This is a genomic window from Desulfococcus sp., from assembly GCF_050178255.1.
GTDB lineage: Bacteria > Desulfobacterota > Desulfobacteria > Desulfobacterales > Desulfococcaceae > Desulfococcus > Desulfococcus multivorans.
In genome coordinates, this window is sequence record NZ_JBFXGG010000025.1 from 25,852 (window position 1) to 41,402 (window position 15,551).

Here is a 15,551-nt window from a genome sequence, read left to right on the forward strand (position 1 = left end):
GGTTACCATGGGGAAGAAAACCATCGGAGAAAGAGAAGGGGGAGAATCAGATGAAGAAGAGACTATTCGCAGTCATTCTGTTGTCGCTGTTCCTTGAGGGCACCGCGTTTGCCTCGGCCTACCGCATACCCGAACAATCCGCCGATGCCACGGCCAAGGCGGGGGCCCATACGGCGGCCGCCGTCAAGGCCGACAGTACCTACTACAATCCGGCGAACATGGCCTGGGCCGCAGACGCCTGGCAGGGCGAAATCGACCTCACCTATCTCCACCTGACGGCCATCGAATATCGGGACGCACGATCGTCGCGTTTTGACGGCGACTCGGACAAGGAGAACTTTTTGCTCCCCACCCTGTTCATCGTGTCGCCGGACTACAACGGGTTCCGGTTCGGATTTTCCATCACGGAGCCTTACGGCCTCGCCAAATGCTGGGAAGACCCGTTTCCGAAAACCTTTGCCGAGGAATTCGAGTTGAAGGTCATCGAGTTCAACCCGACGGCGGCCTATCGGTTCAATGACTACATCTCCATCGCCGGCGGGGTCCGCTTCCTTTACAATGACGCATCGGTCAAGAGCAGCGGGGTCGTTACGCCCACGGGCCTCACGGCGACAAGAGACCTGGAGGGCGACACCACCGAATGGGGCTACAATCTGGCGCTCTCGGTGAGGCCGAATTCCAACTCCAACATAGCGGTGACCTACCGGTCCAACGTGGATCTGGACTTCGAGGGGGACGCCGTCCTCGGTACGAACCTGTTTCAGACGACCGTAAAAACGGACGCCGAGGTGACGGTGCCCGCTCCGGCTGTTTTGACCATCGCAGGCGCCTACACCTTTGATAAACTCACCGTCGAACTCCAGTGGGACCGGACCTTCTGGTCAGAGTACGAAACCCTGGACTTCAATTATGATACGCCGCTGATGAATCCGGTATTGGCCGCCTTCGATCAGCCCATCCCCAAGGACTGGGACGATACCGACGCCTTCAGGATCGGTCTGACCTACCAGATGACGAACGTCGTGGCCCTCATGGCCGGATTTGCCTATGACGAGAATCCGGCACCTGACGACACCCTGGGATTCGAGCTGCCGGATTCCGATGCGTGGCTCTATTCCCTGGGGGCACGGTTCACCCTCAACCCCAACATGGAGATCGGCGTCGGCTTTCTTTACGACTACAAGGAAGAGCGCACCGTCACGAACGAGGACATCGACGGCACCTTCGATGATGCCGCCGCGTTTCTCCTGACTACGGGATTCACCTACACCTTTTAGCGCAGCCTTCGATCTTCATGACGGCGCCCCCGCAGGCTTCAGCGATACGCAATCCGGTTGAATGCCGGGCCTGGATGAAAGGGACCCCGATGTGAACGACAGCCCCGCCCCGTGACGCGGCGGGGCTGTCGTCGCGGTTTACCTGAGATGAACGCGGACGCCGGCGTCAAGCGGCATACTCGAAGATCCCGCTGGTGATGACCGCCTCGCCGCCGTCGGCAGGAACGGTTTCCCATAGGACCGTGCCCGGACCGGTCTTCCAGACCAGGGTGCGGATAGGCGTTCCGGGATAGAGGGGCCTGGCGAAGCGGCAGGCGATCCGGCGGACCCTTTCGGGCTCGCCCGGCGTGAGGTGCTTCAGGAGTGCCCGGCAGGCGTATCCGAGGGTGCAGAGTCCGTGCATGATCGGTCTTTCAAACCCCGAGTCACGGGCGAATTCAGGGTCCGCGTGGAGTGCGAAGAGATCCCCCGAGAGCCGGTATAACAAGGGTTGATTCGGATCGGGACGATCGTCGATCACCCCATCCGGCGACCTGTCGGGAAAGACGGGATGCTGCTTTGGGGCCGCCGGTCCGCCGAACCCGCCGTCGAGGCGCGAGAAGAGCGTGAAGACGCTCGTGAAGAGCGGCGCTCCTGAAAGGCGCGTCCGACTCTCAGCCGTTATCAGCGCTCCCGTTTCCGCACCTTTGTCGTAGTACCCGGTGATCCGGGCTTCGGTGGTCAGGGTCCCTGAGACGGGGATGGGGCGGTGAAAAACGAGTTCCTGCTCCCCATGGAGAATCCCCGCCAGATTGGCCCCCGATGCCGCCGCGGCGTCAAAGAAGACATCAAAGACGGCCGCGACGGCGAAGGTTGGGATCACCTTCAGGTTTTTTTCATAACAGTATTCCAACTCGGAAAATCCCGCCCCGACGCCCAGGGCATACAGGACGACGTCTTTCCAACCGTATTCCTTGACATACGGTCCCAGCGGCTTTCCAACGGCGGTCGCATCGAGGGCCATGAGGGTTCTCCTTTCTCGGAAGGGTTCACGCGGCGCGGGACACATCATGCTCCCCGGATTATTATGCCTTCCATCGGGGGATTTCAACCCGAATTATCGGTATCCTTGACAATTCCCGGAGCAGGGCGATATAGAGATAGCACCTCGGAGTTTCAATTTTTCAATTCAACTTTCGACTTTCATGATGGTAACCGGACAGCGGTGCCGGGAGGATACGGCCCGCCCCCATTCAGCGGTGCGTTTCAGTGCCGCCCCCTGCTTTCACAGGTATGATACAAGGCGCCATGCTATCGACCTTCAATTTTCGAGTCATCACCGACTATTTGCCCCTGTTTTTGCAGGGATTGCGGGCGACCCTGTGGATCTCGGCCATGGCCATGTCGGGGGCGTTCATGATAGGCGTTCCGGCCTGCATCTGCCGCCTCTCCAGGGTTCGGCTCCTGTCGGCGCCGGCCGCGGCCTATATTGATGTCGTCCGGTCGACCCCCCTTCTGGTCCAGCTCTATTTTTTCTATTTCGGGCTGCCCAGCCTGGGCCTCCGGCTCACCGAACAGCATATCGGTATCATGGTCCTCTCCCTCAACAGCGGAGCGTACATCGCGGAGATCATCCGGGCGGGCATTCTCTCCGTTCACCCGGGACAGGTGGATGCGAGCATCGCATGCGGTCTCAATTTATTTCAGCGAATGCGGTATATCATCCTGCCTCAGGCCATCGGAGAGACGATTCCCCCGCTTCTGGGTCAGGCCGTCGTTCTGGTCAAAGACAGTGCACTGCTGTCATTGATATCGGTATTCGAACTGACGCGGGCGGGGCAGATCATGGCCTCGGAGCGTTTCATGCCGGCGGAGGGATTTTTCACGACGGCGGCCTGCTACCTTCTGCTCTATTACATACTGAAATCTTTTTCGGGTTGGTGGCGGCATCGTCTGGCGGCCCAGAAAGCCCTGTAAAGAGGGGATGATATGTGGACCTTCTATTTCGAACGGCTCATCGTGAGCCTGCCGTCCTTTTTGAACGGGATCTGGGTTACTGTCCAAATCTCGGGATTGAGCCTGATCGGCGGAACCTTGATGGGGCTTGTGACGGGGATTCTCCGGACCCGGGACGTCAAGGTACTCAGAGGTCTCATTACAATCTATGTCGATGTGGTGCGTGGGACACCTTATCTGATTCAAATTTTTATCTTTTTTTTTATTTTACCCGAGTGGGGACTGCCGTTGGAGGCCTTCGGCGCCGCAGTGGCAAGCCTCACCCTTTATGCCGGTGCCCATATCTGTGAGATCGTTGCCGGCGGCATCGAATCCGTCCCCAGGGGCCAGTGGGAAGCCGCCAGGGCCTCGGGCTTCAACTGGCTTCAACAGATGCGGCTGGTTATCCTTCCCCAGGCCCTGGGAAGCATCCTCCCCCCTCTGGTCGGCCAATACGTCCTTCTCATCAAGAACTCCTCCATCGTCTCCGTCATCGGACTTATGGACGTTACCCGGGTAGGGTGGCTGACAGTGCAGCGGGTCCCCGAGGGGCTCATGGTTTTCGGACTTGTCGGCATCCTGTATTTCTGCGTCTGTTATCCCCTGATCCAACTGTCGCGATGGTTCGAACGGCGTCTCACCATCCGGGATACAACCCTGTAGGCGGCACTTCCATCCTCCCGAAACACGACGTGCCGGATCGGGTCCTGGACGGCCCACGCACCGCCGGGGACAGACGTTAACGGGCGATCATCGCCCGCATCATGTCGCCGGCGTTTTCCGCATGGTCGGCGATGTGCCCAAGGGTTTCCGCCAGTCGGATCATGTGGAAAACGGTGACCGGATCCGTCTCGGCGGTGAAGACCTTTTTTTTGACGATATCCTCGGCCCGGTCGGCCTCGTGCTCCTGCTTCCGGATGTTCCGGATGATCTCCTTGACCACCTTCCGCTGTTTGTCCGAGTAGCCCCTGAAGTACTTGCGGGCCTCGGCCACCATTCGGCTCAACTCCTCCACCGGATCGATGACCGAGTCGATGAGGAGAAAGAACTCCTTCTGGAACTGTTCGGGAATCCCCGGCTCTTCACGGTAGGATATCCAGTCGAGGGTGTCTTCCAGTGCGTCGAGAACGCTGTCCTGCTCCCGCAGGTACCTGAAGAGCTGGAATTTGGGGACGGCCATGAGTGAGCCGACGGGAATATGGCCCCGGATACGCCGCTTTATGGCATCCGCCTCCTGCTCCATGCGCTTGACTTCATCCCTGAGGCCGTCAAAGGATTTGCAGTTGTGGACCATATGGCATTCAATGGCGTGCTGAAACACCCATGCGCACTCCTTGACCTTTTCGGCATGCTCCTGAAGGCTGTCGAAGGGGGAAGTCATGAACATGGATAAGAATGGGATACGCATCTTTCAGGGCTCCTTGTCGCTATATGCTATATGATGAACTCGAGTATCTTGAAGATGACCATACTGGTCAGGGCCGCCGCCGGAACCGTCAGGACCCAGTAGAGCATGATCTGGAATACGATGGTGAAGTTGACCGCCTCGAAGCCGTGGGCCAGGCCGACGCCCAGGACGCCGCCCACCGCCGCGTGGGTCGTGGAGACCGGCAGCCCCAGTTTGGAGGCGGCAAGAACCGTGGTGGCGGCCGCGAAGTCGACCGAAAAGCCGCGGGTGTTGGTGAGGGTGGTGATCTTGTTGCCCAGAGTGTCCATCACGCGGTGACCGGCCATGCCGATGCCGCAGGCGATGCCGACGCCGCCGAACATCAGGAGAAACACGGGGACAGGGATCGTAGGGGCGACGCCGCCGGTCTTGACGAGGAAATAGATGACCGCCAGGGGACCGATGGCGTTGGCCACGTCGTTGGCGCCCTGGGCCAGGGCCACGTAACATGACGTCCCGATCTGGATTCTGCGAAAAATTTCCTCGACGTCGCCGTCGGCTTCATTCCTGAGGATGCGGCCGAGAAGCCATTTCCCTGAAAAACCCATGACAGCGGCCAGAAAAGCGGCGGTCAAAACGGCCGTCGCGTCGCTGAGGGCGAGGGTATTGCCCAGGGGGGTCTTGAACAGGAACGAGAGCACCACCACGAAGCCGGCCAATCCGATAAAAATGGGGGAGAGGCGCATGCCGTGAATGAAGGCCGCCTTCCGGACCAGAATCAGCCGGACGATGATTTTGAACATAACGTAGGCGATGATCAGGCTGAATATGGGAGAAACCACCCAGCTCAGGACGACGCTTCCCAGTTTTCCCCAATTGACGACCGAAAAACCGCCGGCCATGATGCCGAAGCCGACCATGGCGCCGACGATGGAGTGGGTGGTGGAGACCGGAAGGGATTTCCATGTGGCAAAGGAGACCCACAGGGACGATGCCAGGAGGGCCGCCAGTGCACCGATCAGGGCCATATGCGGATCGGTGAGAATGTCCGTGGAGACGATTCCCTTTCGGATGGTGTCGGTGACGTGGGAGCCGATAAAGACGGCGCCGACGATGTTCAGGATGCCGGCGATGAAAATCGCCTGCCGTATGGTGATTGCCTTGGCCCCCACGGCGGAGGCCATGGAGTTCGCCACGTCGTTGGCGCCGATGTTCCATGACATGTAAAAACCGAAAACATATCCGATAATCAGGACAAAGTATTCCGCAGCCACGATTTTCCTTTTTATGGGGTTACAGTCGCCAACGGTGATAATGCCTGCCGCGGCATACGTCAATAGATTTTTTGAGGAGATTCCGTAAGGTTTTCAGCGAAAGGGACCGGCAAGACGGATTCTGCTGCCCCACCCCGAGCATTCGGGCGGTTGCGAATATTCCTTTGAAGAAAGGTGCCGGGTCTGTTATGGATGCCCGAGTCAACCGTGAAGGCGATATACCATGAAACGATTGGACAAAAAAATTTTCGGGATCCTTTTTTTCTCGATTTTCACAGCGGTTACCGGTGTGGGCATCGTGGTTCCCCTTCTTCCCGTCTACGCACATGATCTGGGCGCCAAGGGCATCTATATCGGCCTGCTGTTTGCGTCGTTCTCCCTGTCGCGGACCTTTTTCCTGCCGTTTTTCGGGCGGCGATCGGACCGATGCGGCCGGAAACCCCTTATCGTCTCGGGCCTTTTCTGTTACGGTCTGATTTCCTTTGCCTTCATTGCGGCGGCCAATGTGGAGCTGCTGATCGCCATTCGTTTCGTTCAGGGCATCGCATCGGCCATGATCATGCCGGCGACTCAGGCCTATGTCGGAGATATCACTCCTGAAAACCGGGAAGGCTTCACCATGGGGCTCTTCAACATGTCGACCTTCATCGGTTTGAGCCTGGGGCCCTTCCTGGGCGGCCTTCTGAACGACCATTTCAGCCTGGACGCCGCCTTTGTCAGCATGGGCGTCCTCTCCTTCATCGGCTTTTTCCTGAGCCTCCTGATGCTGCCCCCGGCCGCCACCGAACAGGTGATCGTCCGCAGGGAAGCCCCCGTGGCCTTCAGAACACTCCTGAAGGACCCTTATGTCGAGGCCATTTTCGTGTTCCGGATGGCCTACACCGCTTGCATCGGGGCCATATGGGGATTTTTGCCCGTCTTTGCCGACGCCGAATTTTCCCTCTCCAGTTCGTCCATCGGCATCCTGGTCATGCTGGGGATCTTTACCAGCGGCATTCTCCAGACCCCCATGGGCATTATCGCAGACCGGTGGAACAAGCGCCTCATGATTCTTCTCGGCGGAGGGATCGTTGCCTATTCCATGGTATTGTTCCAGTGGTCGTGGGGATTTTGGGACCTGTTGACGGCCAGCGTCGTCTTCGGCATCGGGGGCAGCATGGGCATGGCGCCCCTCATGGCCGTCACCGTTCAGAAGGGTGCCCGGATCCGGGGTATGGGCGCGATGATGTCCCTGGTCACCGTGGCCCACAGCCTGGGCATGATGCTTGGCAGCCTGTTGGCGGGCATCATGATGGATCTTGTGGAGATGCGCTATGTCTTCACTTCCTCCGGGGGGGTGATGGCCCTGGGAACGGTGGTCTTTTTCGTCCGCACCCTGGAGCGAAAGAAAAGAGAGGTCTCCGATTGACGCGGCGGGTGTCCCGAGGATGCCTTAACGATAACCCGAACGCCGCCCGCCGTCTGCCGCGGGCGGGGGTGAACGAAAAAAGGAGATTACGGATATGAGACCCACCCGAGAAGCGGCGTTTCAGCTGCTGACCCGATACAATGAAACGGAAAGCCTCATCAAGCACGCCCTGGCCGTGGAGGGCGTCATGCGCTACATGGCCCGCAAGCGGGGCGAGGACGAGGAGAAATGGGGCATTGTCGGGCTTGTTCACGATCTGGATTACGAAAAGTATCCCGACCGCCACTGCGCGAAAACCGAGGAGATCCTTCGGGCCGAGAACTGGCCCGAGGAGTATGTCCGGGCCGTGGTCAGCCATGGATGGGGAATCTGTTCGGACGTGAAGCCCGAGTCGGAGATGGAGAAGACGCTCTTTGCCGTCGACGAGCTCACCGGCCTTGTGACCACATCCGCCCTGGTCCGGCCCAGCCGGAGCGTCATGGATCTGACGGTCAAATCCGTCAAAAAAAAATGGAAGGACAAGCGGTTCGCCGCGGGTGTCGACCGGACCATCATTGAAAAGGGCGCCGGGATGCTGGGTGTCGAACTGGGCGAACTCATCACCGACACCATCATGGGAATGCGCGAGGTGGCCGACGCCATTGGCCTGAGGGGAGAGATTCCGGCGTGATCCGTCAGGGGCGTCGCCTGGGATGGGTGATCTTTTCCTTGAGCTTCTCCCGGGCGTGGCTGAGCTTTTCCTTCTCCTTGATGAGCTTTTCCCGGATGCCCTCCCGATATTTCAGGATCATCGACAAGGCCATGTAATACCCTATAAGCGCGACGGGAACGCCCAGAACGATCCCGCCGACGGTCAGGATCCAGAATATGGCCGGGGCGTTTTTAACCAACTGGAGGATGACGTCCAGGTTCAATGCGCCGGGAAGACAGCAGGGGTTGTCGATGCTGAGAATCCTGTTCCCCACGTAGAAGGTGGCCGCATAGATGAAGGGCGCCGTCAGCGGGTTGCTGATCCAGGCGCCCGTGGCGGCCGCGATTTTGTTCCATTTGAAAAGGGCGGCCAGAAACACGGCGATCGCCATGTGGAGCCCCATGTAAGGCGTCATGCCGACGAACAGGCCCAGGGCGAATCCCAAAGCGATCTCTTTGGGGTTTCCCCGGATTTTCACAAAGCGATCGTAGGCTTTCTTAAGCGCCGGGATGATCCGTCCGGAAAGGCCGTGGGTGGGAAATTTTTCTTTCGATGCCATGGTGATTTCGGTTGACCTTCCTGTGGAACGGCATTACCCGAGCCCGATCACCATCGCCAGCCGTCCGGTGGCGTGCTCGCCGCGGTAGGAGAAGAAGAGATCGGTCCGGCATCGGGTGCAGAGGCGGCTTGTGAAAATATGTTCCTCCGGGACACCGGCGTTCAAGAGCTGATCCCGGCTTGCTGACCAGAAATCGAAATGGCGGTTTTCTCCTTTGTATTTCCAGAATTCCCTGGGTATTTCGTTTCGGTAATGGATGAATTCCGCGCAGCACGGACCCAGAGACGGACCGATGCCCGCCCGGATATCCCGGGGATCGCACCTGAAACGGGATGTCATGGCGCCGACGGTCTTGCCGATGATGTTCCGAATGCTGCCCCGCCAGCCGGAATGGACGTTGGCCGCCACCCGCTGCCTGGGATCGTACAGCATGACGGCCTGGCAGTCGGCCGTCTGGATTACCAGGCCCGTTCGGGGAATGTCGGTCACCATGGCGTCGGCCGCAGGAAGGGTGTCGGGATCGGCAACCTCCGGTGCGCCGTTTTTCAGCACCACCACGTCGGTGCCGTGAACCTGCCGGATGAAAGCCAGTCGAAGGTTTCCCAGGCATCGGGAGACACGCTCCCGATTGGACGCCACGGCTTCCGGCCGGTCTCCCAGGCTTTGCCCGACGTTCAGGGCGGCATAAGGCCCCAGGCTGGCGCCGCCCTTCCGGGTGAAGACGCCGTGGCGGATGCCGGGAAGACTGGCCAGATTGGGGAATTCGAAAAACGGGACCCCGTTCTCCCTTCTTGAAATCATTGGAATATCCTTGCGTTGTCACGGATTTGAACTTCGGAACTATAAAGAAAGACGGCGAAAGTGTCAATTGTTAACGGGTTGAATAGAAAGAGATACTGCACAAAAGATGCGAAATCTGGAAAATGGGAACGACAACGCTTGACGGGAACCGATATGTCGACTATTTTTTCCTATCATCAAGCTTTCGGGGTCCGTGCCGACGGCGGACAGCGCCGGCCGCGGGTGACCCCTGAACCGGCCTTGCCCAATGGGTCTGCCGTTGTCCGGACCCGGTCGGAAATCTGAAGGAGATTTGGATATGCCCATTTACGAGTACGAATGCTGCCAATGCTGCGCACGATTCGAACGGATCGAATTTTCGGGGGATGCGCCCGCAAATGAATGCCCCGAATGTCACGGGACGGATGTGCGGCGTCTCATCTCCGCCGGAACCGTGAGGCCCCAGGGAATCCCCAGGGGCGCCGGCGGTTTTACCCCGCCTCAGGCAACCTGTCGCAAAGGGGGCGGGTGAGCCATCTGATATCGGCCTCAGGTTGAGGCTGCCGTTGTCGACTGAAGGACAAAACCAGGTTTTCGGCTCAAACCTGGTTTTGTCGTCTCTCAACCCCGTCGTCAGCCCGCCATCCGGCAGTGGTTCAGCAGGGCGGGCAAATGATGACATACATTACCCGAAAGGATGCCATGGAACTTTCAGCCCAGCAGAAGGCCGCTGTGGAGCACACGGGGGGGCCGGCTCTGGTCGTGGCAGGCGCCGGTTCGGGCAAGACCCGGACCCTGACCGCCAAAATCGACTACCTGATTCAAAAAGGATACGATCCCGAACGGATTCTGGCCATCACCTTCACCAACAAGGCCGCCGACGAGATGAAACGGCGCCTGGCGGATCTGACCGGGCTGTCCCGCTTCCGGTTTCCCTGGGTCCGAACCTATCACTCCGCCTGTTTCCGTATTTTGAAACGGCACTGCGAGGTGCTGGGCTATACCGTCCCTCTGCAGATCTATTCCGGGTACCAGCAGCAGAAGCTGTTCAAGGAGATCGTCGTGGGCGCCGGCTTCGACAAGAAGCACGTCATGCCCCTGCTTTCCCGGATCTCCCACGCCAAGAACTCGGGAAATCCCGACGGCTATTTCGACAGCCGCCGCAGAAGCTTCCGCCTTCCGGTCCGGTCCCTCTACACCGCCTATGAAAAAGCCCTCCGGGAGGCCAACGCCGTCGACTTCGACAACATCCTCCTCCTGACCCGAAACCTGCTCAGGGACCATGATGAGATCCGTCGGGAGTATCAGGCCTTGTTTCAATATATTCTGGTGGATGAATACCAGGATTCCAATGATCTCCAGGAGGAGTTGACCCGGCTCTTTCTCAAAAACGGCAACCTCTTCTGCGTGGGGGACGACTGGCAGGCCATATACGGCTTCAGGGGCAGCAACGTCAACCACTTCCTTTCGTTCCCCGAGACTTACGCCGGCGCGCGGATTTTCCGGCTGGAGCAGAATTATCGGTCCGTCGACGAAATCGTCCAGGCGGCCAACGATCTGATCGGCTACAACAAGCAGCGTATGGAGAAACAATGCTTCTCCAAAAAGCGGGGCGGGCTGGTGGAGCTGCATGATTTTTACGATGAAGGCCAGGAGGCCGCCTGGGTCCGGCGCAAGGTCCAGGCCCTCCGGAAGACGGGGATTCCCTATCACCAGATGGCGGTGCTCTACCGGACCAAATTCTGTTCCCTTTCCTTCGAGAAGATTTTCCGGGCCTCCCGTATTCCCTACCAGATGATGGGGGCCAAGGGGTTCTTCGAGCGCAAGGAGATCCTCGACATCAACTGCTATCTCACCGCCGCCGTCTTCCCAAAGGACGACGTCGCCTTCGAACGGATCGTCAACACCCCCAAGCGGGGCATCGGGCCGGGCATGCTCAAAAAGATCAACCAGGTCCGTACCGAAGAGATGAGCCTCCAGGATGCGGCCCGGAAGGTGGTGGCCGAACGGGTCATGAGCCCCAAGATCCACAAGGCCCTGAGCACGCTTCTGGGCCATCTGGACGAGATCCGGGACATGGCGCCGGCCACGGCCGTTCATGCGGTGCTTTCACGGTTCGACTATCTGGAGCACCTGAAGGAATATACCAAAGGCAACGCCATGGATTATATCGCCCGGGAAGAGAACATCAAACAGCTCATCTATTCCGCGGGTCAGCACACTCACCTGGTGGATTACCTCCAGGAGGCCTCTCTCGTCAATGAGGACCGGGAGGAGGACGAGAACGAGCGGGATCTCGGCGTCAAGCTGTCCACGATCCATGCCAGCAAGGGCCTCGAATACGGGGTGGTCTTCATCGTGGGATGCGAGGAGAATCTCTTCCCCCACTGGAAGTCCCTCGAATCCCCCGAAGGGGTCCAGGAGGAGCGGCGGCTCATGTATGTGGCCATGACCCGGGCCGAACGCTTTCTCTATCTTACATCGGCCGAATACCGAAGGGGGCAGTCCAATGCCCGAAGCCGGTTCTGTGAGGAGGTCGAAGACGCCCTCGGCTAAGGTTTGCCCGGGGGGCGTCTCCAGAACTTCCGGTGCGGGTTTCGTCTCCGGCGGTCAATGCCGGGACAACGGCGGGGTGAGGGGTGAAAAGCGGCGCCCGGTGCCGACCGTCATGCGCACCGGGCGATGATTCATGATCCTCAGGGCTTGCCAAAAACAGCCGGGGGCTTCTGGGTATCGCCGACGGCGTTGGGGAAATCCTTGGCGACGTGAGCCTTCTGGCCGGTTTCGATGAGGTGGTTCGCCTCCTCCATGAAAATGTTATAGCGCAGCTTGACCTCGTAGAAGCCGTGCCACCAGGCGTAGTCCGGGGCCATCATCATGGTGCCCATGCGCGCCCGGCGTCCTTCGTGGTGCCAGAGTTCATAGAACTCCACCTCCAGCCGCTCGTCGAAAAACCGGGTCGCGTCGAGCAGCCCTTTTTCGTTGAGCTCGTCGAACTTCTGCTTGGCCGGCTTGTAGTAAACCTCGTTGTACTCCTCCACAGCCTTGTCGAACCCATTGTAGAAATCCTCGATCCAGGATTCGCCGTGGCAGGCGCTGCAGATATTTTTCATTTTCTGCCGCTCCGCCTGCCAGTCGGTCCCGGAGGGGAATGCCGCGAAATCCTGGGGGCGCACCGTCAGGGGGGCCTGGGTTTCCCAGGAGAGCCGCTGGGTCACGTCGTGGCTGGTGGGTTCCTTGCCGGAGCCGGACATGTGGCAGGCCGCGCATGTGGGCGCGCGATAGTCGAGGCCGGGGGTCCATGTGCCGCCGGCGGCGTCGAAGTTATATTCGTCTTTATAGGCGTGGTAGATGGTGCCGTGTTTGGATTCCTCGTAGATTTCGATCTGGGGATGATCCGGCCCCAGGTGGCACTGGTCGCAGGCCTCGGGCATTCGGGCTTCGCCCACGGAGAAGCGGTGGCGGGTGTGGCAGGAGGTGCAGGATCCCTTGCTGCCGTCGGGGTTGATCCGCCCCACGCCGACGTTGGGCCATGTGGCCGGATCGATCTTGCCGGCATCGTCGATTGTGACCACGGTTCCGTGACAGTTGTAGCAGCCGGTCTTGCGCTCGTTGTCGGAGTTCATGCCCTTGTTGAGCCAGGGATCGATCTTCCACATGATCTCGATGGTGTTGGCGTGCTTGGACTTGCTGTACTGGAGGGCCTCGTCGGGGTGGCATCGGGAGCAGTCTTTGGGCGTCACGATGGCGGCGACGGGCATCTTGTACTTGGCCTCGCCCCACGGCATGTCGGAGCGCCCGTAGTATTTTTCGTGACTCTGGGCGATGTCCCGGTCGCCGGGCTGCACCAGGTGACAGTCGAGACAGGTGATGTTGGCGTTGGCGTGGCGGCTTTTGGCCCAGTCGGCGAAGACGCCCGGGGTGGTGGCCCGGTGGCATTCGATGCATGCCTGAGCCTCGGGGGGAACGCTGCGTTCGATGCGGTACTCCTTGGCCTTGGGGAAATTGGGCTGTTCGGCCGACGCGCCGGTGAAAAACAGGCCGACGACCAGCAGACCGGTGGTGAGAAACAGCAATGATCGCCTCATGGTGACTGCTCCTTTCTGTTGCCGGTTAAAACAAGCGTGATACGGTTATAACTGAACGATTTTCAAGTGGTTGCAGAGGGTGAAAATCCGATATCGGCCTCGGGTCAAAGCTGCCGCATTCCCTTGGCCTGATACGGTATGATCCGGCTCTGGCGAAACATGATCACGCCCCTTTCGGTGTGGACCAGATCATAATGGCAGTCGACACATTTCTTTTCATACCCGGGCCGGGCATGGACCACCGACCGATGGGCCAGCATGGCCCCGCGCTGGGTGGGCATGTACAGCAGATTGCGGTGACATTTCTGGCACTGATCATTGTCAAAGGCGGCATAGGCGGCTTCCCGGGCCTTTTCGCGGTCGTATTCGTCCTGGAGAAAATGGGCCGCGACATCCTTGATGCCGTGATAGGTCTTGGAAAAAAAGAAGTTGAAGGTGTCCTGGGGGGCGGGGAGATGGCAGTCCATACAGTCCACAACCACTCCGGCGGCGTTGTTGGTGTGGGTGGAGGAGCGCCATGCCGTCACCGCCGGCTTGATTTCGTGACACGAGGCGCAGAATTCCGGCGTGGAGGTGCGCACCATGGTGTAGTAAGTGATGCTGAAAAGGGGAAAGGCGATGGCGATGCCGACACCCACGAGGATTGCCGAAATGATGAATTTTTTCATGCTTACCTCCCTGGATTGGTTTTCGAATCACGGTCCGCAACGAATCTGAAGGGAATCGGAAAAGAGTCGCCAGGCGCTTCGGGAATGCCGCATCAGATCAAACTCTCCTCCGCTGATGTGCCAGATGACGGCGGCCGGCTGGATCATGCCGAAAAAGGCGACGGCAATATCCCGTGCGGAGATATCGCCGCGGATCGTGCCTTCAGCTTGCCCGTGGCTCACGATCGACTCCACGCGCCCGAGCACGTCACGGATAATGTCGTAGAGTTCCTCCTGCTTTTCCGGCATACCGCCGAGGACCTCCTCGGAAAAGACGATCCTGGGGATCGCGCTGTTGCCGGCAATGAGCGCGATATGACGGTTGAAGAGCCGGTGAAGCATGTCGACGGCATCGATCTCCAGTCGCTCCACCGCCTTGAAATGGGCGTCCAGACGCGACCGAATCAGCCGCAACACCGACGTGACGATGTCGCCTTTGTTTCTGAAGTGCCGGTACACGGCCGAGGGTACGATGCCCACCTTTGCCGCAACCGCGGCGACACTGAGACGACGGGTCCCCCCTGTGCGAACGATGTCCAACGCCGCTTCAACGATCTGATCCTGGCGAATCTCGGTGACGAATCGTCGTTTTGTCATGGGAAAAATAGGTGAATAATTATTCACATAAAAAAGATCGTCGTGGCTGTCAAGCCAATATTTCGGACGTTGCATTCCTTCACGTGAGGAATGCGCCTCCGATGATCGCCGCCTTTCCGGGTCGGCGTACCGGAAATTCAGCAGACCGGAAACGCCCCTTCGGCCAGGGCTTGCGTAAAGGCGTGAATGTCGTCGAGCTCCTGCCTGACGAGGGCTTCGATGTCGGTGGAGACCGCTTTCACGGTGGTTCCGGCCGCGAGGGAGAGCGCCACCGAGGCAATCAGCGGCTGATCGATGGGGCGGCCGATCTGGCTGCAAAGCCAGACATAGACCTCCTCTACGCCCGGTACCCGGGCGTGGATCTCGCCGGCCAGCCGGTGGGTGAACAGCGTGTAGATTTTGCCCACGTGGCTGGTGGGGTTTTTCCCGGCCGCTGCTTCGGTGCCGACAGGCCGGTTCAGCGGGATCAGACCGTTGACCTTGTTGCCGCGTCCCACCTGGCCGCCGTCGGCGCCTTCGGCCGAGGTGCCCAGGACCGTCAGATACATGCCCGCATCCCCCCGGGCGGGGTCGTCGAGACAGTTGAGGTCGACCGTCACCGTGTCGATGGTCTTCAGGCGCTCCGCCAGGTGAGCCTCTAGGACGCTTTTGATCTCGGCCTTTCGGGAAAAATAGGTTCGATTGTCGGGAATGAACCGGTCAACAAAAGCCGTGGCGACCGTCAGGGTCAAATGGCGGTCTCGCCGGCAGGCCATGACCTTGACGTCCTCCCCGGTTTCAGGATAGCGCTTTTTGAAATCCGCCGAGTT

At 59.4% G+C, this 15,551-nt stretch carries 16 protein-coding genes; 7 read left to right on the top strand and 9 right to left on the bottom strand.

Annotation, left to right across the window (positions count from 1 at the left end):
• Positions 1–50 precede the first annotated feature (50 nt).
• Positions 51–1,277: an OmpP1/FadL family transporter gene (locus tag AB7S84_RS07160; protein ID WP_428153632.1), complete on the top strand. Its 1,227-nt coding sequence runs from the start codon at positions 51–53 to the stop codon at positions 1,275–1,277.
• A gap of 166 nt (positions 1,278–1,443) precedes the next feature.
• Here the strand turns inward: AB7S84_RS07160 and AB7S84_RS07165 are convergent, their stop codons facing one another.
• Positions 1,444–2,280 carry a MaoC/PaaZ C-terminal domain-containing protein gene (locus AB7S84_RS07165; protein ID WP_020875829.1) on the bottom strand — a complete coding sequence of 279 codons (837 nt, stop codon included), beginning with the start codon at positions 2,278–2,280 and terminating at the stop codon, positions 1,444–1,446.
• Positions 2,281–2,564: 284 nt separating this feature from the next.
• Between AB7S84_RS07165 and AB7S84_RS07170 the strand changes: the two genes are divergently transcribed.
• Entirely contained in the window at positions 2,565–3,233 is a 669-nt protein-coding gene (locus AB7S84_RS07170) for an amino acid ABC transporter permease (protein WP_020875830.1), read from the top strand.
• Positions 3,234–3,245: 12 nt separating this feature from the next.
• Positions 3,246–3,914: an amino acid ABC transporter permease gene (locus AB7S84_RS07175; protein ID WP_020875831.1), complete on the top strand. Its 669-nt coding sequence runs from the start codon at positions 3,246–3,248 to the stop codon at positions 3,912–3,914.
• A 76-nt stretch (positions 3,915–3,990) separates the two neighbouring features.
• Here AB7S84_RS07175 and AB7S84_RS07180 read toward each other — a convergent pair whose 3' ends face one another.
• Together AB7S84_RS07180 and AB7S84_RS07185 are read right to left on the bottom strand one after the other, a co-directional pair.
• On the bottom strand, positions 3,991–4,659 hold the full coding sequence (locus AB7S84_RS07180; RefSeq protein ID WP_020875832.1) for a TIGR00153 family protein: 669 nt from the start codon (positions 4,657–4,659) through the stop codon (positions 3,991–3,993).
• Positions 4,660–4,685: 26 nt separating this feature from the next.
• Positions 4,686–5,912: an inorganic phosphate transporter gene (locus AB7S84_RS07185; protein ID WP_020875833.1), complete on the bottom strand. Its 1,227-nt coding sequence runs from the start codon at positions 5,910–5,912 to the stop codon at positions 4,686–4,688.
• Between the two features lie 223 nt (positions 5,913–6,135).
• Between AB7S84_RS07185 and AB7S84_RS07190 the strand changes: the two genes are divergently transcribed.
• Both AB7S84_RS07190 and AB7S84_RS07195 read left to right on the top strand, forming a co-directional pair.
• Positions 6,136–7,320: an MFS transporter gene (locus AB7S84_RS07190; protein WP_020875834.1), complete on the top strand. Its 1,185-nt coding sequence runs from the start codon at positions 6,136–6,138 to the stop codon at positions 7,318–7,320.
• Between the two features lie 94 nt (positions 7,321–7,414).
• The gene (locus AB7S84_RS07195) at positions 7,415–7,990 is read left to right on the top strand and encodes an HDIG domain-containing metalloprotein (protein ID WP_020875835.1); all 576 of its coding nucleotides are present in this window, start codon (positions 7,415–7,417) and stop codon (positions 7,988–7,990) included.
• A 4-nt stretch (positions 7,991–7,994) separates the two neighbouring features.
• Here the strand turns inward: AB7S84_RS07195 and AB7S84_RS07200 are convergent, their stop codons facing one another.
• A complete protein-coding gene (locus AB7S84_RS07200; protein WP_428153638.1) occupies positions 7,995–8,570 on the bottom strand; it encodes a DUF2062 domain-containing protein in 576 nt (191 codons plus the stop codon).
• Positions 8,571–8,603: 33 nt separating this feature from the next.
• Complete coding sequence (pgeF, locus tag AB7S84_RS07205) at positions 8,604–9,371, bottom strand: peptidoglycan editing factor PgeF (protein ID WP_020875837.1); 768 nt, start codon at positions 9,369–9,371, stop codon at positions 8,604–8,606.
• Positions 9,372–9,669: 298 nt separating this feature from the next.
• On the opposite strand from pgeF, the gene AB7S84_RS07210 reads away from it, so the two are divergent.
• Positions 9,670–9,882: an FmdB family zinc ribbon protein gene (locus tag AB7S84_RS07210; protein WP_428153640.1), complete on the top strand. Its 213-nt coding sequence runs from the start codon at positions 9,670–9,672 to the stop codon at positions 9,880–9,882.
• A gap of 140 nt (positions 9,883–10,022) precedes the next feature.
• Positions 10,023–11,906 carry an ATP-dependent helicase gene (locus AB7S84_RS07215; protein ID WP_020875839.1) on the top strand — a complete coding sequence of 628 codons (1,884 nt, stop codon included), beginning with the start codon at positions 10,023–10,025 and terminating at the stop codon, positions 11,904–11,906.
• Between the two features lie 140 nt (positions 11,907–12,046).
• Here AB7S84_RS07215 and AB7S84_RS07220 read toward each other — a convergent pair whose 3' ends face one another.
• From AB7S84_RS07220 to AB7S84_RS07235, 4 genes are all read right to left on the bottom strand, one after another.
• Positions 12,047–13,438 carry a multiheme c-type cytochrome gene (locus AB7S84_RS07220; protein ID WP_428153643.1) on the bottom strand — a complete coding sequence of 464 codons (1,392 nt, stop codon included), beginning with the start codon at positions 13,436–13,438 and terminating at the stop codon, positions 12,047–12,049.
• A gap of 104 nt (positions 13,439–13,542) precedes the next feature.
• Positions 13,543–14,106: a cytochrome c3 family protein gene (locus AB7S84_RS07225; protein ID WP_020875841.1), complete on the bottom strand. Its 564-nt coding sequence runs from the start codon at positions 14,104–14,106 to the stop codon at positions 13,543–13,545.
• A 27-nt stretch (positions 14,107–14,133) separates the two neighbouring features.
• The gene (locus AB7S84_RS07230) at positions 14,134–14,769 is read right to left on the bottom strand and encodes a TetR/AcrR family transcriptional regulator (protein WP_078081169.1); all 636 of its coding nucleotides are present in this window, start codon (positions 14,767–14,769) and stop codon (positions 14,134–14,136) included.
• A 110-nt stretch (positions 14,770–14,879) separates the two neighbouring features.
• A partial coding sequence (locus tag AB7S84_RS07235; RefSeq protein WP_428153646.1) for a methionine adenosyltransferase occupies positions 14,880–15,551 on the bottom strand: 672 nt, incomplete at its 5' end.